11 protein-coding genes are annotated in these 21,531 nt (G+C 63.4%); 5 read left to right on the top strand and 6 right to left on the bottom strand.

Annotation, left to right across the window (positions count from 1 at the left end; genetic code table 11):
• Window positions 1-57: 57 nt before the first annotated feature.
• The gene (locus ACTJKM_RS31285; protein WP_057255083.1) at window positions 58-606 is read left to right on the top strand and encodes a cupin domain-containing protein; all 549 of its coding nucleotides are present in this window, start codon (window positions 58-60) and stop codon (window positions 604-606) included.
• Window positions 607-640: 34 nt separating this feature from the next.
• Here the strand turns inward: ACTJKM_RS31285 and ACTJKM_RS31290 are convergent, their stop codons facing one another.
• The 4 genes from ACTJKM_RS31290 to hglS are packed head-to-tail and all read right to left on the bottom strand — an operon-like array spanning window position 641 to window position 6,293.
• The gene (locus ACTJKM_RS31290) at window positions 641-1,873 is read right to left on the bottom strand and encodes a pyridoxal phosphate-dependent aminotransferase (RefSeq protein WP_058328030.1); all 1,233 of its coding nucleotides are present in this window, start codon (window positions 1,871-1,873) and stop codon (window positions 641-643) included.
• Between the two features lie 26 nt (window positions 1,874-1,899).
• Entirely contained in the window at window positions 1,900-3,432 is a 1,533-nt protein-coding gene (amaB, locus tag ACTJKM_RS31295; RefSeq protein ID WP_058328029.1) for an L-piperidine-6-carboxylate dehydrogenase, read from the bottom strand.
• A 28-nt stretch (window positions 3,433-3,460) separates the two neighbouring features.
• Window positions 3,461-4,882 (bottom strand): FAD-binding oxidoreductase, encoded by a 1,422-nt coding sequence (locus ACTJKM_RS31300; protein ID WP_058328028.1) that lies wholly within the window; start codon window positions 4,880-4,882, stop codon window positions 3,461-3,463.
• A gap of 10 nt (window positions 4,883-4,892) precedes the next feature.
• Window positions 4,893-6,293, bottom strand: a complete 1,401-nt coding sequence (hglS, locus tag ACTJKM_RS31305) for a 2-oxoadipate dioxygenase/decarboxylase HglS (protein WP_057254862.1) — start codon at window positions 6,291-6,293, stop codon at window positions 4,893-4,895.
• A gap of 113 nt (window positions 6,294-6,406) precedes the next feature.
• Here hglS and ACTJKM_RS31310 point away from each other — a divergent pair, with 113 nt between their 5' ends.
• The 3 genes from ACTJKM_RS31310 to ACTJKM_RS31320 all read left to right on the top strand — a co-directional run bounded on the left by ACTJKM_RS31310 (window position 6,407) and on the right by ACTJKM_RS31320 (window position 17,818).
• Window positions 6,407-7,300, top strand: coding sequence for a LysR family transcriptional regulator (locus ACTJKM_RS31310; protein ID WP_057254863.1), 894 nt, complete (start codon window positions 6,407-6,409; stop codon window positions 7,298-7,300).
• Window positions 7,301-7,661: 361 nt separating this feature from the next.
• Window positions 7,662-16,289 carry a cyclic beta-(1,2)-glucan synthase gene (gene ndvB, locus ACTJKM_RS31315; RefSeq protein ID WP_440661590.1) on the top strand — a complete coding sequence of 2,876 codons (8,628 nt, stop codon included), beginning with the start codon at window positions 7,662-7,664 and terminating at the stop codon, window positions 16,287-16,289.
• Between the two features lie 374 nt (window positions 16,290-16,663).
• Window positions 16,664-17,818 (top strand): OpgC family protein, encoded by a 1,155-nt coding sequence (locus ACTJKM_RS31320; protein WP_057254865.1) that lies wholly within the window; start codon window positions 16,664-16,666, stop codon window positions 17,816-17,818.
• A 24-nt stretch (window positions 17,819-17,842) separates the two neighbouring features.
• Here the strand turns inward: ACTJKM_RS31320 and ACTJKM_RS31325 are convergent, their stop codons facing one another.
• Entirely contained in the window at window positions 17,843-18,475 is a 633-nt protein-coding gene (locus tag ACTJKM_RS31325) for a LysE family translocator (protein WP_058321656.1), read from the bottom strand.
• 160 nt (window positions 18,476-18,635) lie between these two features.
• On the bottom strand, window positions 18,636-20,393 hold the full coding sequence (locus ACTJKM_RS31330; protein ID WP_057254867.1) for a glucan ABC transporter ATP-binding protein/ permease: 1,758 nt from the start codon (window positions 20,391-20,393) through the stop codon (window positions 18,636-18,638).
• A 383-nt stretch (window positions 20,394-20,776) separates the two neighbouring features.
• On the opposite strand from ACTJKM_RS31330, the gene ACTJKM_RS31335 reads away from it, so the two are divergent.
• On the top strand, window positions 20,777-21,517 hold the full coding sequence (locus ACTJKM_RS31335; protein ID WP_057254868.1) for a helix-turn-helix transcriptional regulator: 741 nt from the start codon (window positions 20,777-20,779) through the stop codon (window positions 21,515-21,517).
• Window positions 21,518-21,531 lie beyond the last annotated feature (14 nt).

The raw sequence follows: 21,531 nt of genomic DNA on the forward strand, positions 1-21,531 counted from the left end.
GTCGATGCAGTGTGTTTGCGCTATTTCGAACAACCTGAACACCAAGGTTTGATCTGCATGACAGTCGACATCGGAAACCGGCTTCGCCATCTGAGGCTCATGCACAATCTGTCGCAACGCGAACTCGCCAAGCGCGCCGGCGTCACCAACTCGACGATCTCGCTGATCGAATCGAACGCCTCCAATCCGTCCGTCGGCGCGCTGAAGCGCATTCTCGACGGCATACCGATCGGGCTTGCCGAGTTCTTCTCCTTCGAGCCGGAGAAGCCGCGCAAAGCGTTTTATGCAGCGGAGGAACTGGTCGAAATCGGCAAGGGGCCGATTTCCTACCGGCAGATCGGCGAAAACCTCTTTGGCCGCAGCCTGCAGATCCTGAAGGAATGTTACCAGCCGGGCGCCGACACCGGAAAGGTGCCGCTGGTGCATGATGGCGAGGAGGGAGGCATCGTACTCTCGGGCCGCATCGAGGTCACCGTCGATGACGAGCGGCGGATACTGGGGCCGGGGGATGCGTATTACTTTGAGAGCCGGCGGCCGCATCGCTTTCGCTGCGTCGGGCCGGTGCCTTGCGAGGTGATCAGCGCCTGTACGCCGCCGACGTTTTGAGGACGGACGGCGCCGGGGCGCCGTCCGCAGTACGTTACGAAAGCCGCGCGCAGGCGTCGGCGATGCGCGTCAACGCTAACTTCAGTTCCGCTTCCGAGGTCGCATAGGAGATGCGGAAGAACGGCGAAAGGCCGAAGGCCGAGCCGGGAACGACGGCGACGTGGGCATCGTCGAGCAGGTAGGCGCAGAAGTCCGTATCCGTCTCGATCCTCTTGCCCGAGGGCGTGACCTTGCCGAGCATGCCGGCGCAGCCGGAGAAGGTGTAGAAGGCACCTTCCGGAACGCGGCAGTCGAGACCGTCGATGGCGTTGAGGCCATGGACGACCAGGTCGCGGCGACGCTGGAAGCTGGCCGTGCGTTCCTTCAAGAATTCCTGCGGCCCGGTGAGCGCGGCGACGGAAGCGGCCTGGCTGACGGAGGAGGGGCAGGAGGTTGCCTGGCTCTGGACCACGGCCATAGCCTTGATCAGGTCGCGCGGGCCACCGGCATAACCGATGCGCCAGCCGGTCATGGCATAGGCCTTGGAGACACCGTTGACCGTGAGCGTCCGGTCCTTGAGCCGAGGCTCAAGCTGGGCCGGGGTGACGAAGCGGAAGCCGTCATAGACGATGTGCTCATACATGTCGTCGACCAGCAGCCACACATGCGGATGCTTCAGGAGCACGTCGAGCAGCGGACGATAGTCGGCAGCGCTGTAGGCGGCGCCCGACGGGTTCGACGGCGAGTTGAGCAGCACCCAACGCGTCTTCGGCGTAATTGCAGCTTCGAGCTTGTCGGCAGTCAGGCGGAAACCGGAGGAGGCGTCGCAGGGGATCAGAACCGGCTTGCCTTCGCAGATCTGGACGATATCCGAATAGGAGGTCCAGTAGGGCGTCGGGATGATCACTTCGTCGCCGGGATTGATCGACGCCATCATGGCGTTGAACAGGATCTGCTTGGCGCCCGTTGCCACCGTGATCTCGTCCTGCTCGTAGGCAAGGCCGTTTTCACGCTGGAACTTTTCGCGGATTGCCTTCTTCAGGTCCGGCGTGCCGTCGAGCGCGGTGTACTTGGTGTCGCCGCGCTTGATCGCCTCGCAGGCGGCATCCTTGACGTAGTCGGGCGTGTCGAAGTCGGGCTCGCCCGCACCGAGGATGATGACCGGCTTGCCTTCGCGCTTCATCGCTTGCGCGCGGGCGCCGATTTTCAGGATTTCGGAGACTCCGATCGAGGAGATCCGCGAGGCGGGCTGAAAGCCCGCCTCCTTGACCGTTTGATTGATGGTCATGGTCGAACCCTATTTAAGTGCGCCGATTATTCGATGTCGAACGACACGCCCTGCGCCAGCGGCAGAGCCTTCGAATAGTTCACCGTGTTGGTGGCGCGGCGCATGTAGGCCTTCCACGAGTCCGAACCGGATTCGCGGCCGCCGCCGGTTTCCTTTTCGCCGCCGAAGGCGCCGCCGATTTCAGCACCCGAGGTGCCGATGTTGACGTTGGCGATACCGCAATCCGAGCCGTCGACGGCCAGGAACCGTTCCGATTCCTGCATGTCGCGGGTGAAGATCGACGAGGACAGGCCGGCCGCGACCGCATTGTGGTCGGCAACGACGGCGTCGAAGTCGCTGTACTTCATGACGTAGAGGATCGGCGCGAAGGTCTCTTCGAGCACCGGGCCAGCCTGCTTCGGCATTTCGACGAGGGCCGGCTTGGCATAGTAGCCGTTTTCATAGCCGAGCTCGACGCGTTCGCCTCCGGTGACGGTGCCGCCATGGGTCTTGGCTTCGCCGATTGCCTTCTGCATGCTGTCGAAAGCAGCCTTGTCGACGAGCGGGCCGACGAGGGCGGTCGATTCCAGCGGGTTGCCGACCGAGACCGAGCCATAGGCCTTCTTCAGACGCGGAACGAGCTGGTCATAGACGCTCTCGTGCACGAAGAGACGACGCATGGTGGTGCAACGCTGGCCGGCGGTGCCCATGGCGCCGAAGGCGATGGCGCGCAAGGCCATGTCGAGATCGGCCGAGGGGCAGACGATGCCGGCATTGTTGCCGCCGAGTTCGAGGATGGCGCGGGCAAAACGCTTGGCAAGGCGCGGGCCGACGTCGCGGCCCATGCGGGTGGAACCGGTCGCCGAAACGAGCGGAACCTTCGGGTTGTCGACGAGGACTTCGCCGACGGTGCGGTCGCCGATGAGAACCTGCGACAGGCCTTCCGGCGCATCGCCGAAGCGGGCGAGAGCACGCTCGAAGATTGCCTGCGAGGCAAGCGCCGTGAGCGGGGTCTTTTCCGACGGCTTCCAGACGACGGAGTTGCCGCAGACGAGCGCCAGCGCCGTGTTCCACGACCAGACGGCGACCGGGAAGTTGAAGGCCGAGATGACGCCGACGACGCCCAGCGGATGCCAGGTTTCCATCATGCGGTGGCCGGGGCGCTCGGTGGCGATCGTCAGGCCGTATAGCTGGCGGGAAAGACCGACGGCGAAATCGCAGATGTCGATCATTTCCTGGACTTCGCCGAGGCCTTCGGAGGTGATCTTGCCGGCTTCGATCGAAACCAGGCGGCCGAGGTCGGCCTTGAAGGCGCGCAGTTCTTCGCCGAGCAGGCGGATCAGTTCGCCGCGCTTCGGTGCCGGAACCAGGCGCCAGGCCCTGAAGGCTTCATGAGCCTTTTCGATCTTGGCGGCGGCTTCCGCAGCCGAAACCGTCTTGAGGTTGCCGATCTTCTCGCCGGTGACCGGGCTGTAGGACGGCATGTCGCCGCCGGTGTAGAGTTCCTTGGCGACGCCCATCTTTTCGAGAAGCGCTGCGGCTTCCTTGGTCACGTCGACTTTTTTGGTTGCGATGTTCATGGTCTGACTCCCGTTTTCCTGGCTTGACCTATCCGAAGCGCACGCTGCCGAGCTTTCCCGGCGAGGTGAGCGTCTTCAGGCCTGCGGCCATGTCCTTGAGTTTGTCTGGTGTATAAATGTCGTAATAGGCCTGGTTGCGGCGGCCGATCGCATGTTCCGCGCTGAAGCTGCCGTGATACTCCTCAACGGCGACCGCGAAAACCCATTCGCGCAGCCGGGATTCGAAGGTCTCGTCCTTGAGAAGGTCGCTGTCCTTCGGCACGACGAGGTTGAAGTGCACGCCGCCGTCGCCGATATGGCCGAAGTCGCAGACGGTCACATCAGGGAATTTCGCCGGCATTTCGGCCTTCATATGGTCGCAGAAGGCCATGATGTCACCCCTGCGGAAGGAGACGTCGAAGGCGATCAGCTTGCCGAGATGCTTGACGCCCTCGGACAGAGCGTGGCGCAGCGCCCAGATCTCGTGCGGCGGGCCGACGAAGGCATCGGCGAGCGGCGCCTCCTCCATCTCCCAGATCTCGGCAAGTGCCGATTCCAGCACGGCGTCGAGCGACTGTTCGCCTTCGCGTGGACCCCAGGTGCGGCTGATCTCGGCGAGGATGACATAATCAGGAACGTTGCCGCCCTGGAAGGGGTTCTTCAGCGACGGCACATGGGCAAAGGCGGCCTTGACGGCGTTCTTCGACATGCCCTCGAAAGCCGAGAGATAGGCGCCGAGACGCTCTTCCATGGCGCGAAGCAGCGGCATCACATGGGCGCCGCTGGCCGGAACCAGCAGGGCGGTTGCGGTCTGCTGCGGCAGGCGTTCGAGGTTGAGCACACATTCGGTGACGATGCCGAAGGCGCCCGAAGTGCCGACGAAGAGCTGCTTCCAGTCAACGCCGGTGTTGTTCTTGCGCAAGTCGCACTGCAGGTCGAGCACGGTGCCGTGCTCGTCCGCGAGTACGACCTTGAGGCCGAGGGTGTTGCGCCGTACGTCGCCGTACTTCAGGAAGCGCGAACCGCCGGTATTGGTGGCGATCATGCCGCCGATGCGCGGGTCGGCGCCGAGATCGATCGGGAAGAACAGGCCGTGCTCTTCCAGCCGCCGGTTGAGATCGGACAGCCGGAAACCGGCGTCGAGCCGCACCGAGCGATTGTCGAGGTCGAGCTCGAAGCGCTTCGCCAGCCGGTCGAGGCTGAGCACGGCCTCGTCACCCGACTGATCCGGGGTCGAGCCGGAAACGAGGCCGGTGTTGCCGGATTGCGGGATCAGCGCGATGCCGTTCGCCACGCAATAGGCAACTGCAGCAGAGACTTCTTCCGTCGTTGCCGGCCGCAGCACGAGCGAGGCCCGGCCGCGATCGTAGCGCGCGCCGGTCTCGTAGGTTTCCAGGTCTTCAGGACGCGTAACGACACCCCTGTTTCCAAGGATGCCGCTCAGCGCGTCGATGTGCCGTTTGTCGATCATCAGAAAAGCATCATTCCGCAGCGATCGCGCCGGTCAAGGCCCGGATGCAGCTTTCGATCGAAGCCTGCTCAATGCCGGCATAGTGGTCGAATTCGTTGAGCACGGTGGCGCCGAGATCGCTTTCGAAGCGCTTCTGGTTCGGGCTGGCGACGAAGTCCTGCTGGGCGCCGTCGCCGAGGTTCGACTGGAAGATACCCGCGGCGCTGACCGGCAGGAAGTCTTCGTAGACGATCGCGTCGAACTGGACGAGACCGCTCGCGATCAGCGCTTCGATGTCACGCGCCGGGGAGACGCCGGCCTTGCGGCCCTTCTCGGTCAGCGAGTAGCTGAAATAGCCGAGGCCGGCTTCGCGGATGCCTGCCCAAGTGTCCGGGAAGGGCTCAAAAGCCTTGGCGAGGGCTGCTTCGTATTCGCGGGCATTGGAGCCGTCGGCGGCCGGGCGGACGATCTTGCGCGAGGCGTCGAGCAGGTCGTCGTAGAGCGCGCGGCCTTTCGGGGTCAGCGCGATGCCGCGCTGTTCGATCTCGCCGAAACGGGCGGTGTGGGAGCCGGCCTTCCAGGCGCCGTCGGCATCCTTGAAGGAAACAGGCTCTTCCAGCGCCTTGAACGAGGTCTGGCGCAAAAGGATCGGGCACTTGCGGGTCGGCGGGCCCTCGACGACGGCCTTCGGCGCGATTTCGTATTCCGGCATCAGCGCCTGCACCATGTCGATGTCGAGCGTACGCGGCGTCAGGTGGTTGATGTGCGGACCCTTGAAGGAGACGACGTCGGCGATCAGACGATGGGCGTCGTGCAGACGCTTGTACATGTCGGCGCTGACATTGGCCTTGTCGTGCCAGCGGAAGGTTTCGAGCACTTCCGAGACGAAACGCTCAGCGTCGGCTTTGTCGAGACCGCCGTCACGTTCAGCCTTTTCGGTCAGTTCGACAGCGACGGGCGTAAAGATCCGGCGCTCGGCGAGGATCGCCTGTGACTCGGCGCGCAGGCTCTCGTCAGCGATCAAGTCCAGGCGCAGCAGCGAGGTGAAAACGCGGAAGGGATTGCGCTTCAGAGCGGCGTCACCAACGGGGCGGAAAGCCGTCGAGTGCACCGGGACACCGGCAGTCGACAGGTCGTAGTAGCCGACCGGGTACATGCCCATGACGGCAAAGACGCGACGCATCATCGATAGCTCGGCGGGTGTGCCGAGGCGGATCGCACCGTGGCGTTCCTCGGAGATGCGATCGAGCGAATCCGTGGCGTCCAGACGCTCCTTCAGGACCGGATCGGCGGCGAGCGTATCGTCGTTTACCTTGGCGACCAGTTCCATCAGCGTGCCGTAGGCCGGCACCTCTTCGCGGTACATAACCGACATGGCTGCGGAAAAGGCCGAACGGATGTCGTCGGCCGATACGAAACTATTCTCTTTCACTGGGGCTCGCCTCGCGCTATGGGTGAAGGACAAGGTCATTCTCATTTCGGATCATATCCGATCGAACTGGCCATTGATCGCGTTGCTTCTGACTATGTTGATGCGAGGCTGGAATGAAGTTAAGCCGCAGGCTGGTTCCCGACGTGACGACGCTGCAGGCGTTCGAATGCGCGGCGCGACATGGCAGCTTCACGCAGGCCGCCGCCGAGCTGAACCTTACCCAAAGCGCCGTCAGCCGGCAGATCAAGGATCTCGAAAACCAGCTCGGCGTGCTTTTGTTCGAGCGCGTGCGCCAGCGGGTGATCCTGTCGGATGCCGGCCAGAAGTTCCTGCCCGAGGTTCGCCGTCTCCTCAATCAGACCGAGGAACTGATGGTGCGCGCCATGGCTTCGGCCCGGGCGGACTCGACGCTCTCGATCGCGTCGCTCCCGACTTTCGGCAGCCGCTGGCTGGTGCCGCGCCTTCCCGACTTCCTCAAGCGCCATCCGGATACGGTGCTGAACATCGCCTCCCGTTCCGCGCCCTTCGATTTCGACGAGCAGAACTTCGATCTCGCCATTCATTACGGCCAACCGGTCTGGGCGCGCGCCACCTGCAGCTATCTGTGCAGCGAGATCATCGTGCCCGCTGCGAGCCCTGCCCTGTTGGCGAACCATCCGATCGAGACCCCCGAGGATCTCGTCGCCGGCCCGTTGCTGCATCTCGCCACGCGGCCGAAGCTCTGGGCACAATGGTTCGAGGCAAACGACATGGACGGCCGCGGCGCCTATCGCGGCAACCGTTTTGACCAGTTCTCCATGGTGATCGAAGCGGCGACGGCGGGGCTCGGTTTCGCGCTGCTGCCACGTTACCTGATCGAGCAGGAAATTGCCGCCGGCACGCTGAGCATCGTGCTCGACCGGCCGATGAAGACGGAAAACAGCTATTATCTCGCCGTGCCCGAGGGTAAGCTCGAAAACCCCATCAGCCTGGCCTTCCGGGAGTGGATCACCGAGCAAGTGGGCTGAGCGGATCGACGCTTTTCTACAAATCGAGGGAACCTTCCTCGCCGCTTCACGTTTCGCCTCGTCTGCCATTCGCGATGAAGCTTGAGAAGAGGGCAATTGAGAGAGCTGTATCGAAGTGCCATTGGGGGCGCGCGCAGCGGCCGGTTTCGGCTTGATTCGTTTGTGCGCAAATCGTCCGAACTTGTATGAGCAATCCTTGCAAGCTGTTGGCACCACGGCTAAAAAATGCCATTTTCATGCATCACCGCGGCCTTGAAAACCAATGCGCCGCCGGCTTTGCGATCTCCGATGCCCAGTCGAGGGCGGTGCCTGTTACCGCCAATTCCCCACATGCGGGAATTGACGGTGGATGGGAGGACACATGACCGTGTCTAGCAATGCGCCGGCTCAGCCTGACTTCTCAGGTCCGCAGCCAACCCGGCAACCCAACGAGGACCGGGCCGATCAACCCCGGTTGGATTCAGAACCCGTACCCATGCAGCTTCAAACAACGCCGCCCACCTCTCCGCGCGAACCGGAAGCAAAGCAGATCGATTACAACGATTCGATCCGCGCCACCTTCTTCTCGATGGAGGACCTCCGGCAATGCGGCGAGGATCTCGCAGTGAAGGGTGCCTCCTCGCTGCCGGGATTCTTCCCGTTCGAGTTCCGGCCGCGGCATCGCGAAAACGAGAGCGAGATCCTGCGTGTCTACCGGGCGACCGCTGCGGACGTGGAAGCCGGTGCGACGATCACGCCGGCCGCCGAATGGCTGCTCGACAACCACCACGTCGTCGAAGAGGCGATCCAGGAAGTCCGGCGCGATTTCCCGCGCCGGTTCTATCGCCAGCTGCCGACGCTTTCGGTTTCCGGCACGGTGATCCCGCGCACCATGGCGCTCGCCTGGCTCTATGTCGCCCATACCCACAGCACGGTGACGCGCGAAAGCATCACGGCGATGGTCGAAGGCTTCCAGAAGCACGACACCTTCAAGATCGGCGAACTCTGGGCGCTGCCGTCGATCCTGCGCTTCGTGCTGATCGAGAACCTCCGCCGGATCGCCATCCGCGTCGAGCGCTCGCGCGGCATGCGCCGAAAGGCGAACGACATTGCCGACCAGATCATCCGCCTGAACGATCCGGAGAAATATCGGGCGCTGCTTGCGGAATCGGAAGCGCTGGCTGCCGACAACACCTTCGTCGCGCAACTGCTCTACCGCACGCGTGACGGCTCGCAGACCTCCGGTGCCGTCATCGGCTGGATCGAGGAACAGCTTGAGAGGCGCGGCAGCGACGTCGAAAACGCGCTGGTCGCCGAACAGAACCGCCTGTCGTCCGGCAATGCGACGATGAGCAACATCATCCGCAGCCTGCGCGAGATCGACGATACCGACTGGGCTGTCTGGTTCGAAAGCGTCAGCAAGATCGACGCGGCGCTGCGCGAGGGCTCCGACTATGCGGCGCTCGATTTCGGCTCGCGCAACAAGTATCGCGACACGATCGAGAAGCTCGCGCGTCGTTCCGGTCACAGCGAATACGAGGTGACGCAGATCGCCATCGAGATGGTGCGCGAGGCGGAGACTGCGGCCGAGACCGAGGTGCCGCTCCAGGAGCCGAACGTCGGATCCTTCCTCGTCGGCAAGCAGCGCAAGGTGCTCGAGAAGAAGATCGGCTATCGACCGTCGCTGCTGCAGACCATCATCCGTATCAGCCGCAAGCTCGACTGGTTCGCGATCGCCGGCCCGAACATCCTCTTGACGATCCTGGCGATGATCGCCGTCTATTCCTTCGTCAGTCCGATGGATATTCCGAACGGCGCGAAGCTGATCATGCTGCTTCTGTTCGCGCTGCCGGCGTCCGAAGGCGCGATGGGCCTGTTCAACACGCTGGTGACGCTGTTCGTCAGACCATCGCGACTTGTCGGCTATGAATTCCTCGACGGAATTCCCGAGCATGCCCGCACCCTCGTCGTCGTACCTTGCCTGATTGCCAAGCGCGACCATGTCGACGAACTCGTGCGCAATCTCGAGGTGCACTACCTCGCCAACCCGCGCGGCGAGATTTATTTCGCGCTGCTCAGCGACTGGGCCGATAGCAAGGTTGAGGAGTCGAGCACCGATTCCGACGTGCTCGACTACGCCAAGCGCGAGATCGCCCAGCTTTCGGCGCGCTACGCCTATGACGGCAAGACGCGCTTCCATCTCCTGCATCGCCGCCGCCTGTTCAACGAGCAGGAAGGCGTATGGATGGGCTGGGAGCGCAAGCGCGGCAAGCTGCACGAACTGAACATGCTGCTTCGCGGCGATCGCGACACCTCGTTCCTGCAGGGCGCCAACACGGTGCCGGACAACGTGCAGTACGTGATGACGCTCGATTCCGACACGCGCCTGATGCGCGATGCGGTGACGAAGCTCGTCGGCAAGATCTACCATCCGATCAACCGTCCGGTGGTCGACCCTAAGACACAGGACGTGATCGCCGGCTACAGCCTGTTGCAGCCGCGCGTGACGCCGTCGCTGACAACGGGCAGCGAAGCTTCCGCCTTCCAGCGTATCTTCTCGGCCAACCGCGGCATCGACCCCTATGTCTTCACCGTTTCCGACGTCTACCAGGACATCGCCGGCGAAGGTAGCTTCACCGGCAAGGGCCTCTACCATGTCGACGCCTTCGAGGCGGCGCTGAAAGGCCGGATCCAGGAGAATGCCGTTCTCAGCCACGATCTGCTCGAAGGCTCCTATGTGCGTTGCGCGCTGGTCACCGACGTCGAGCTCGTCGAGGACTTCCCGACCCGCTACGAGGTCGAGATGTCGCGCCAGCATCGCTGGGCACGTGGCGATTGGCAGCTGCTGCCCTACATCTTCAATTTCTCGAACGGGCTGTCGATGCTCGGGCGCTGGAAGATGTACGACAACCTGCGTCGCTCGCTGATCCCGCTTGCCTGGCTCGTCGCCTCGGTGATGGGCTGGTACTACATGGAGCCGACCGAGGCGCTGATCTGGCAGATCGTCCTGATCTTCAGCTTGTTCGTGGCTCCGACCCTGTCGCTGATCAACGGCCTCCTGCCGCGCCGCAACGACATCGTCGCCCGCGCCCACCTTCACGCGGTGCTGACGGAAGTCCGCGCTGCCAATGCACAAGTGGCGCTCCGCATCGTCTTCATCGCCCACAATGCGGCGATGATGGGCGACGCGATCGCGCGCTCGCTCTACCGCACCTTCGTCAGCCGCAAGCTGATGCTCGAATGGCGCACGGCCGCGCAGGTGCAGAGTGCCGGCCACGGCACGATTGGCGATTACTACCGCGCCATGTGGATCGCGCCGGCGCTTTCGGCGCTTTCGCTGGCGCTTGCCGCGATCTCCGACACCGGCCTGCCGTTCATCGGCATTCCCTTCGCGCTGCTCTGGGCGCTTTCGCCTGCCGTCGCCTGGTTCGTCAGCCAATCGGCCGAAACCGAGGACCAGCTCGTCGTCTCCGATGAAGCGATCGACGAGATGCGCCTGATTGCCCGGCGCACCTGGCGTTATTTCGAGACCTTCGTGACCGCCGAGCAGCACTTCCTGCCGCCGGACAACTTCCAGGAAACGCCGCAGCCGGTCCTGGCCGAGCGCACCTCGCCGACGAATATCGGCGTCTACCTGCTGTCGGTGATGTCGGCACGCGATTTCGGCTGGATCGGCTTCGAGGAGACGATCAACCGGCTGGAGCAGACGATCGCCACCATCGACCGCCTGCCGAAGTATCGCGGCCACCTGTTCAACTGGTATCGGACGAACACGCTCGACACCATGGAGCCGCGCTACATCTCGTCGGTCGACAGCGGCAACCTTGCCGGTCACCTGATTGCCGTATCGTCGATGTGCCGCGACTGGGCCGAGGCGCCGTCGGCGCATGTCCAGGGCAGCCTGGACGGCATCGGCGACGTGGTGGCGATCCTCCAGGAGGTGTTGCGCGATCTGCCCGACGACCGCAAGACGGTCCGGCCGCTGCGTCGCCTGATCGAGGAACGCATCGTCGGCTTCCAGAACGCGCTTGCCGCGGTCAAGCGCGAGCGCGAGTTCGCGTCGATCCGGGTGATCAACCTCGCGGTGCTGGCGCGCGACATGCACAAGCTCACCGTCAACCTCGACCACGAGGTGCGCACGCCGCAGAGCACCGAAGTGACGAAGTGGGCAAATGCGCTCGTCAGCACCTGCGAAGCCCATATTTCCGACGGTGTCTTCGATCTCGGTGCGATCGAATCGTTGCGCCAGCGTCTGCTGGTGCTGAAGGATCGCGCCCGCGACATCGCCTTCTCGATGGATTTCGGCTTCCTGTTCCGGCCGGAGCGGCGCCTGCTGTCGATCGGCTTCCGGGTCAACGCCAACGAGCTCGACGAGGCCTGCTACGACCTTCTCGCCTCGGAAGCACGTCTCACCAGCCTGTTTGCCATCGCCAAGGGCGACTTGCCGACGGAGCACTGGTACAAGCTCGGCCGTCCGATCGTGCCGATCGGCGCGCGCGGCGCGCTGATCTCCTGGTCGGGCTCGATGTTCGAATATCTCATGCCGCCGCTGGTGATGCAGGAGCGGCAGGGCGGTATCCTCAACCAGACCAACAATCTGATTGTGAAGGAGCAGATCAACCACGGCCGCCGTCTGGGCACGCCCTGGGGCATTTCGGAAGCCGCGTTCAACGCGCGCGACCACGAGCTCACCTACCAGTACACCAACTTCGGCGTGCCGACGCTCGGGCTCAAGCGCGGCCTCGGCCAGAACGCGGTCATCGCGCCCTACGCCTCGATCCTCGCCTGCATGTACGATCCGAAATCGGCGCTCGCCAACCTCGGACGTCTGCGCGAGGTCGGCGCACTCGGTGTCTACGGCTTCCATGATGCCGTCGACTTCACGCCGACGCGTGTGCCCGAGGGCCAGAAGTGTGCGGTCGTGCGCAACTACTATGCGCACCACCATGGCATGTCGATCGCGGCTGTCGCCAATGTCGTCTTCAATGGCCGTCTGCGCGAGTGGTTCCACGCCGATCCGGTGATCGAGGCCGCCGAACTGCTGCTGCAGGAAAAGGCGCCGCGCGACATCCCGATCATGAATGCCAAGCGCGAGCCGGAATCGGTCGGCAAGGGTCAGGACGATCTCCTGCGTCCGGAAGTCCGCATCATCGAGAACCCGCTGGCACAGGACCGGGAGACCGTGTTTCTCTCCAACGGCCATTACTCAGTCATGCTGACGGCCAACGGCGCCGGCTATGCCCGCTGGAACGGCCAGTCCGTCACCCGCTGGAAGCCGGATCCGGTCGAGGACCGCACCGGCACCTTCATCTTCCTGCGCGACACGACGACCGGCGATTGGTGGTCCGCGACATCGGAGCCGCGCCGTGCGGCCGGCGAGAAGGTGCTGACCCGCTTCGGCGACGACAAGGCCGAATTCGTCAAGACCGTCGGCGACCTCACCAGCGAGGTCGAGTGCATCGTCGCCACCGAACACGACGCCGAAGGGCGCCGGGTCATCCTGCTCAACACCGGCACCCAGGATCGCTTCATCGAAGTGACCTCCTATGCCGAGCCGGTGCTTTCGATCGACGAGGCCGACAGCGCGCACCCGGCCTTTTCGAAGATGTTCGTGCGCACGGAAATCAGCCGCCGCGGCGACGTCATTCGCGTCAGCCGCAACAAGCGCAGCTCCAGCGACCCGGACATGGAAGTGGCGCATCTCGTCACCGACAATGCCGGCAGCGATCGCCATACGGAAGCGGAGACCGACCGTCGCCGCTTCATCGGCCCGGGCCGGACGCTTGCCGAAGCTGCCGCGTTCGACACGGACGCAGTGCTTTCGGGCACGGACGGCTTTACGCTCGATCCGATCATGTCGCTGCGCCGCGTCGTTCGCGTGCCCGCCGGCAAGAAGGTCAGCGTCGTCTTCTGGACAATCGCTGCGCCGAGCCGCGAGGAGGTCGATCGCGCGANCGACCGCTATCGCCATCCGGAGACCTTCAACCAGGAACTCATCCACGCCTGGACCCGCAGCCAGGTGCAGATGCGCCATGTCGGCGTGACATCGCAGGAGGCCGCGAGCTTCCAGATGCTCGGCCGCTACCTCGTCTATCCGGACATGCATCTGCGTGCCGACACGGCGACGGTGCAGGCAGGCCTCGACTCCCAGTCGAAGCTCTGGCCGCTGGCGATCTCGGGCGACTACCCGATCTTCTGCCTCCGCATCAACGACGACGGCGATCTCGGCATCGCACGTGAAGCGCTGCGCGCCCAGGAATATATGCGCGCCCGCGGCATCACCGCCGACCTCGTCATCATCAACGAGCGGGCCTCGTCCTATGCGCAGGATATGCAGCATGCGCTGGATTCCATGTGCGAGAACCTGAGGCTTCGCGGCCTTTCGGACGGCCCGCGCCAGCATATCTTCTCGGTGCGCCGCGACCTGATGGAACCGGAGACCTGGTCGACCCTGCTGTCGGCCTCGCGCGCCGTGTTCCATGCCCGCAACGGCACGATCTCCGACCAGATCGCCCGCGCCAACTCGCTCTATTCGCCGGCACCGGTGAAAGGTGTCGAGAAGAGCGGCGAGTTCGTGGGACCGCTTTTGGCGGCGCCGCAGGAGAAGGCAGACGTTGCCCCGGCCGAAATCAAGGGCGATGGCCTTTCCTTCTGGAACGGCTTCGGTGGTTTTGCCGAAGGCGGTCGCGAGTATGTCGTGCGTCTTCGTGGCGGCGAAGCGACGCCGCAGCCCTGGATCAACGTCATCTCCAACGAGCAGTTCGGCTTCCACGTTTCGGCGGAAGGCGCGGCCTTCTCCTGGAGCCGCAATTCGCGCGACTACCAGTTGACGCCGTGGACGAACGACACGGTCATCAACCGTCCGGGCGAGGCGATCTTCATCCGCGACATGGAGAGTGGTTCGGTATCGACGCCCTATGCGTCGCTCTCGCGTCGCCGCTCCGTCGTCTTCGAAACGGCGCATGGGCTCGGCTATTCGCGCTTCCGCAGCACCCAGGACGACCTCGAGATCGAGGCGACCCATACGGTTCACCGGAGCCTGCCGGCAAAGCTCGTCCGCGTCTCGATCCGCAACCGTGCGACGACAGCGCGACGGTTGAGGCTCTACGGCTACAACGAATGGGTACTCGGCAACAATCGCGCCCGCTCGGCGCCCTTCATTCTCTCGAAATGGGATGAGGAGACAGCAGCGCTGGTCGCGACCAACCCCTACAGCATCGACTATGCCGGTCGTTCGGCGTTCTTCACCGCCGATGGCGGCCAGGCTGCCGGCTACACCGCGAGCCGGCGGGAGTTCCTGGGCTCGCTCGGCGGCATCCTCGTGCCGCAGGCGGTGCTTTCGGGTGCCGATCTCTCGGGTTCGGTCGACGTAGACGGCGACCCTTGCGCGGTCATTGCGTCCGATCTGACCATCGAACCCGGTGCCGAGCAGCAGGTCACCTTCATTCTCGGCGATGCCGACAATGAGGATCAGCTTCGTGCCGTACTCGGTGAGTTGCGTGAGACTGCATTCGACACGGTGCTCGGGGCGGCCAAGACGTTCTGGCGCGATTTCACCGATATCGTGAAGGTGGAAACGCCGGATCCGGCCTTCGACGCCATGATCAACAACTGGCTGCCCTACCAGAGCCTCGGTTGCCGCATCATGGCGCGCTCCGCCTTCTACCAGGCGAGCGGTGCCTTCGGCTTCCGCGACCAACTGCAGGACACGCTGGCTTTCCTGATCCACAGGCCGGAGCTTGCCCGGGCGCAGATCCTGAATGCTGCGGCTCGTCAGTTCGTCGAGGGCGACGTGCAGCACTGGTGGCTGCCGGGAACCGGCGCCGGCGTGCGCACGATGATATCCGACGACGTCGTCTGGCTCGCCCATGCCGTTACGCATTACTGCTCGGTGACCGGTACCTCCGACATCCTGAGAGAACAGATCGCCTTCATCAGCGGTCCGGCTCTCGAAGAGGGCCAGCACGACGCCTTCTACAAGCCTGAGATTTCCGAGGAGGTCGGCGACGTCTACGAGCATTGCGCCCGTGCGCTCGACCTCGCGATCAAGCGGACCGGCGAGAACGGCCTGCCGTTGATCCTCGGCGGTGACTGGAACGATGGCATGAACCGTGTCGGTGCTGCCGGAAAGGGCACCAGCACCTGGCTTGGATGGTTCCTCGCAGGCACGCTCCGCGGCTTCCTGCCTTACGCTCGCGAGCGTAAGGACCAGGCACGCGTCACCCGTTGGGAGGCGCATCTCGAAGCCCTGAAGAAGGCGCTCGACACCGCCGGTTGGGACGGCGACTACTATCGTCGCGGCTATTACGACGACGGCACGCCGCTCGGCACCAGCGAGGCGCTCGAGTGCCGGATCGATTCGATCGGCCAGTCCTGGAGCGTCCTCTCAGGCGAAGGCGACGAGCAGCGTTCGCTCAAGGCGATGGATGCGGTCATGGCCGAACTGGTCGATCCGGACCAGCACATCGTGCGGCTGTTCACGCCGCCGCTCGAGCGGACGTCGCAGGATCCAGGCTACATCAAGGCCTATCCGCCCGGCGTGCGCGAAAATGGCGGGCAATATACCCATGCGGCCACCTGGGTGGCGCTGGCCTTCGCCGAACAGGGCAGGGCGGAAGAAGCCTGGCGCGTCTTCCAGATGCTGAACCCGGTCTCGCATGCGCAGAGCCGCGAGGCGGCGGAACACTACCGCGTCGAGCCCTATGTCGTCGCCGCCGATATCTATGGCGAAGGCGATCTGGCGGGACGCGGCGGCTGGACCTGGTACACCGGTTCGGCTGGCTGGCTCTACCGCGTCGGTGTCGAAGGTATTCTCGGGATCCGCAGACAGGGCGACAAGCTGGTCATTCGGCCGGTGCTGCCGGCGGCCTGGGACGGCTACTCCGCAGAAGTGACGCTCAACGGCGCGCGGCACAAGATTTCGGTGCAGCGCGACCAGAAAAGTGGCGAGCCGATTGTCAGCATAAACAATAGTGTCACAAAAAACGCGCATGAAGGCATTTTGCTGTAACGGCCGGCATTGAAGACAGGATGAGACCGGCTTTGTTCCCGCAAGGGCAAGGCCGGTTTTTCTTTGCGGAAATGCGGGCGGCATGACCCCGACGGCCGGGTGTCGTGTCTTGGAGCGCCAGGCGTTCAGACGAACGCACAAAGGGCGCTCTAACACTTTGAAGCCAGAGCATCTTATCCGCTTCCAGTGACTTCACTTGAAAGCGGGATGCTCTAGATCATCGGAGCGGGATGGGGCGGAGAACTGCAACATGTTCCTCATCCCAGCTAGTTCATGGTGCCGGGCATCTCGCGCGTTTGAATGACGGCGCGGGCTGTCGGTGCCCGTTTCAACAGGGATGGGGCAGGGGCGCCAAATCCTGGAAAACGGACCGCATGCTGCAAAAGACTTTTCAGGGTGGTGTCAACCCGACGTCCGCCCGAATGGTTCCCAACGAGCGTGACACACGCCTCGACGTGTTCAGGGCGCTGTGCCTGCTGACGATCTTCGTCAACCACGTTCCGGGACAGTACCTCGAATATCTGACGCACAAGAACTTCGGCTTTTCCGATTCCGCCGAAGCCTTCGTGCTGATCTCCGGCCTGTCGGTCGGGATCGCCTATGGCGGCAAGTTCGCCGCCGGAGAACGGCTGGCGATGACGCTGAAAATCTGGCGCCGGGCGCTGGCGCTTTATGTCGCCCACATCATGACCAGCATCGTGACGCTGGCGATTTTTGCGGCCGGGGCGATCTATTTCGGCCGGCAGGATCTGATCGGCGAGATTAACATTCGGCCGATGGTGGAACAGACGGAACAGGGCATCGTCGCCATGGTGCTTCTGGGGTATCAGCTCGGCTACAACAACATCCTGTCGATGTATGCGGCGCTGTTCCTGATGCTGCCGGGTATTCTCTGGCTGAACGGCGTCAGCAAGAAACTGCTGCTGTCGCTGTCGGCCGCCCTGTGGCTCGCCGCAGGCATCTTCAAGTTCGTGCCGTCGAATTTCCTCGACGAGGGCTATTGGTTCCTCAATCCCTGGTCCTGGCAGTTCCTGTTCGTCATCGGCATCGTCATGATGACCTTCGTTCGCAATGGTGGATCACTCCCCCGATGGCCCTGGCTGATCGTCCTGTCGGGCGCTTATCTTGCGGTCTCCGCTGTCTGGGTGCTCTTCTCCTTCTGGAGCATCGACCTTTCCTTCGGTCTTCCAGCGGTCTTGACCGGCTTTGACAAGACCTTCCTGTCGGGCCCCCGGCTGCTCCATGTGCTGGCGCTTGCCTACATCGTCGCCGTGACGCCTCGCATCAGCAACCTCGCCAAACTCGACAGCGATCATCCGCTCGCGGTTGTCGGGCGACACTCGCTGCCGATCTTCATCTTCGGCACGATCCTGGCGATGTCCGGCCAGGTGCTGCTGTTCGTCACCGGGAGAAACCCGATCTTCGGCAGCCTCTTCGTGCTCGTCGGCATCGGGCTGCATTTCGCCTATGCCTATTATCTCGAATGGTTGCGCGGCATTGCTACTGCAAAGCCGCTGCGGGCGGCGTAAGAGAACGCCGCCCCTGCTGGGCGACTAATTTCTGGAACCAAGGGCAAGGCGGCAGGCGAGCCCCGTGAATACGCCGGCGAGAAGATACTGCGGCAGCTTCGGGAAACGCCTGATGCCAGCGAGCCGCGCGCGCAGATGGCTGCCGACCAGGATGACCGAGCCGTTCACGAGGAAGCCGACCCCGTTCAACACGGTCGCCAGCAGAAGCATCTGCGTGACCATCGACCCGCTCTTTGGGTCTACGAACTGTGGGAGCAGCGCCAGTACGAAGAGCGCCATCTTCGGATTGAGCAGGTTCGTCATCAGCCCCTCGCCGAAGATCCGCCAGTTCGAAAGTCGCTTGAGCGTCGAAACCGGTGACGCGCTCGATGCGTTCGAGCGGACTGTCTTGTAGGCGAGGTACAGCAGATAGGCGCAGCCCGCCCAGCGCACGATCTCATAGGCAACCGGCAAGGTGACGAAGAGCTGGGAAAGACCGAGTGCTGCGGCCAGCGCGTGGCAATAGGTGCCGACTGCGATCCCGGCATAGGTGAGGAACCCGGCTGCGCGCCCCTGGCTCACGCTCCGAGAAGCGATGAGCAGCATGTCAGGGCCGGGCGTGGCGGTGAGCACGAGGCTTGCTGTGGCGAAAACTGCGATTGTGGAGATGTCCGGCATGATGATTCCTTTGGAATTGGGGCCGGAATTCCCGTCTACCAACAATCTCGAGAATGGCAAGGCTGGTCGACGCGACGTTGTCAGAAAGCCGAAAAGCAAAAAACCACCCGCGTTTGACCGCGGGTGGTTCGGTTCGTTCGCTTGACTTCAAGCGCGTGTCTTATGCCGCCGTGTGGCTCATGCGGACGTCTTCGTCCGTCAGGATGCCGCTGGCGCGCAAGAGGGCTGCGAAGCGGCCATTGCTCTGGCTGAGCTCGTTGAAACCGCCCATTTCGACGACACGGCCCTGATCCATGAAGATCACGAGGTCGGCCTCGCGCACCGTCGACAGGCGGTGTGCGATGATGAAGGTCGTGCGGTTCTTGCGCAGGGCATCGATCGCATCCTTCACGCGGGCCTCGGTTTCGACGTCGAGCGCGCTGGTCGCCTCGTCGAGCACCAGGATCGGCGCATTCTTGAGGATGGCGCGGGCGATGGCCACACGCTGGCGTTCGCCGCCCGACAGACGGTTGCCGCGTTCGCCGACCACCGTGTCGTAGCCGCCCGTCCGGCCCTCGATGAAGTCGCAGGCGGCGGCCGCTTCGGCGGCAGCCATGACTTCCTCGATCGTCGCATCGTCACGGCCGAGGCGGATGTTGTCCGAGATCGAACGGTTCATCAGGCCCGCATCCTGGAAGACGGTGGCGATCGAGCGGCGCAGCGACTTGCGCGTTACCTTCGAGATATCGTTGCCATCGATCAGGATCTGGCCGTCACGCGGATCGTGAACACGCTGCAGCAGGTTGACGAGCGTCGTCTTGCCGGCACCCGTCGGGCCGACGATCGCGATCGTCTGGCCGGCCTTGGCCGTGAACGAGACGTTGTGCACGCCCTGGTTCGTGTTGGCAAAATCGAAGGAGACGTTGCGGAACTCGACTTCGCCGACAGCTGGCGGCAGTTCAGTCGCGCCTGCCGGCTCGTCACGTTCGCGCACGGCGTCCTCGAGCTGGAAGAAGTCTTCGAGCTTGGCGCGGGCTTCGAAAATCTGCGTCACGAAGGCCTTCATCTGGTCGAGACGGCCGATCAGCAGGTTGGCAAAACCGATGAAGGCGATGACTTCGCCGACGCCGAGCTCGCCGCGCTGCACCAGCACGGTGCCGATGACGAGGATCGCCATCATCGAAATGGTGGAGGCGACGCGGTTCAGCGCGCTCGCCAGTGCCCACCAGTCGAGCACCGGGAACTGGGCGGAGATCAGCCGCTCGGTGAACTTCTTCAGCTCGCGGGTTTCAGCCTCGATGCGGTTGTAGCTGTGCACGACCGAGACGTTGCTGATGGCGTCGGAAACGTGGGAGAAAACCGTATGATAGTGGTTCTCGACCGAGGCCTGACCTTCCTTGGTGCGGCTCATCACCGCCTTGCTGATCATGACATAGGCCGCGCCGAGCACGAGAAGGACGAGCGAGAGGCGCACGTCCATGGCAAAGGCGGTCGGAATGAGCAGCATCAGCGCGACGGCCGTAGCCAGGTGCTGGCGCATGAATTCGAGCCAGAGACCGAATAGGGTTTCGCAGGCGCGCAACAGCGTGTGCAGCGCGTTGGACGTGCCGCGCTGGCTATGCCAGGCGAGCGGCATGGAAACGATCCGTCCAAAGGCTTCCGTCAGGAGCGTGGCGCGGCGGCCATGGGCCAGCCGGTCCGCCTCGCGGGCAACGAGCACGAAGGCGACGGTGTTGAAGACGCCGAGGCCAGCCCACATCAAAAGCATCGGCGTGACCTCGCCCTTCGACGAGATGGCGTCGATGATGCGCCCGAACAGGATCGGTTCGGCAATCGAGATGGCTGCCAGAACGACGTTGGCGAGGACGATCGCCGAGACACGAAACTTGTGAACCGCAAGATACTGGAGCGCTCTTGCATACACTTGGAACAATGACACTGTCTCACCCCTTCCGGGTACCGGATTTGACGCGCCGCAGTCCTTCTGCGGCGGATGCACCCGCGTCCTCGAGCTACGGTTGGCGGGCTTGGGCTCCGCCCCCATACACTCGGGGCCGCGCTGAGACGGTCTTTTGCGGCAAAGGGAAGCCGTAGCCGGACGCATGGACAGCCACTCGTTTTCCCGTTTCGCTCGCATGCGAGCTTGGCGAGAATATTCATAGTCTGCTATCTGTCGTGCCAACTCCGATTTCTTGCATATTTCGCATAAGACCGGGCGTGGTATGAGGGATTATCGCGGGTGCAACATGAATGGTCGCTGAACGGTGCCTTTATGTCCGGATTCGGAAATGCGACCATATGCATCTACCTGGAAGGTGATCCATGAACATTACGCTGCTCGTACAGTTTCTCGCGCTTCTGGAGGAGATGAAGACACGCGAGGAAATCGTCCCGGAATTCGAGCGCCTGCTCGATCGCTGCGGCTTCGACTTCTACGGTGTCGTTCGGCAGCCGAAACCGCATGACAATCCGCTGCGGCTGCTGCTCGCCGGCCGCTGGCCGGAAGGCTGGCCGCAGATCTACATCCGCAAGAAGTTCGTGGTGATCGATCCGACCATCCGCTATCTCGGCCATGCGCAGCGCGGCTTCCGCTGGCGTGACACGCTGTTTGCCTTCCGCTCCGATCCACATCGCAAGCGCATGGAAAGCATGATGATCGAGGCCAGAAACCACGGTCTCTACGATGGCTACATCTTTCCGGTGCACGGCCGGCGCGGCCTGCTCGGCAACCTGACGGTCGGCGGTCGCGTCGTCGACTTGAGCCCGGTCGAGATCAGCCTCTTCGACGCCATCGCCAAGCGGCTGTTCTGGAAGCTTCTGGAGCTGACCGATCCCGAGGTTTCGGCCGAACTCGGCTCGCGCGTCGAGGTGCAGATGACGCGGCGCGAAATGGAAGCGCTCAACTATCTCGCCGACGGCATGACTTCGAACGACATAGGCAAGGTGCTCGATATCTCGAGCCATACGGTCGACTGGTATATGAACGGCATCCAGGAGAAATTGAAGGGCAAGAACCGCCATCACGTCGTGGCGATCGCCTTCCGGCTCGGGCTGATCTCCTAGAGTCGAAGGCTTTC

The sequence above is a fragment of the Ensifer sp. 22460 genome (assembly GCF_052044935.1).
GTDB lineage: Bacteria > Pseudomonadota > Alphaproteobacteria > Rhizobiales > Rhizobiaceae > Ensifer.

What these genes read in the sequence shown, in the direction of transcription:
- ACTJKM_RS31285 (WP_057255083.1), top strand. Translation starts at nt 58, where the DNA reads ATGACAGTCGACATCGGAAACCGGCTTCGCCATCTGAGGCTCATGCAC.
- ACTJKM_RS31290 (WP_058328030.1), bottom strand. Translation starts at nt 1,873, where the DNA reads ATGACCATCAATCAAACGGTCAAGGAGGCGGGCTTTCAGCCCGCCTCG.
- amaB (WP_058328029.1), bottom strand. Translation starts at nt 3,432, where the DNA reads ATGAACATCGCAACCAAAAAAGTCGACGTGACCAAGGAAGCCGCAGCG.
- ACTJKM_RS31300 (WP_058328028.1), bottom strand. Translation starts at nt 4,882, where the DNA reads ATGATCGACAAACGGCACATCGACGCGCTGAGCGGCATCCTTGGAAAC.
- ACTJKM_RS31310 (WP_057254863.1), top strand. Translation starts at nt 6,407, where the DNA reads ATGAAGTTAAGCCGCAGGCTGGTTCCCGACGTGACGACGCTGCAGGCG.
- ACTJKM_RS31320 (WP_057254865.1), top strand. Translation starts at nt 16,664, where the DNA reads ATGCTGCAAAAGACTTTTCAGGGTGGTGTCAACCCGACGTCCGCCCGA.
- ACTJKM_RS31325 (WP_058321656.1), bottom strand. Translation starts at nt 18,475, where the DNA reads ATGCCGGACATCTCCACAATCGCAGTTTTCGCCACAGCAAGCCTCGTG.
- ACTJKM_RS31335 (WP_057254868.1), top strand. Translation starts at nt 20,777, where the DNA reads ATGAACATTACGCTGCTCGTACAGTTTCTCGCGCTTCTGGAGGAGATG.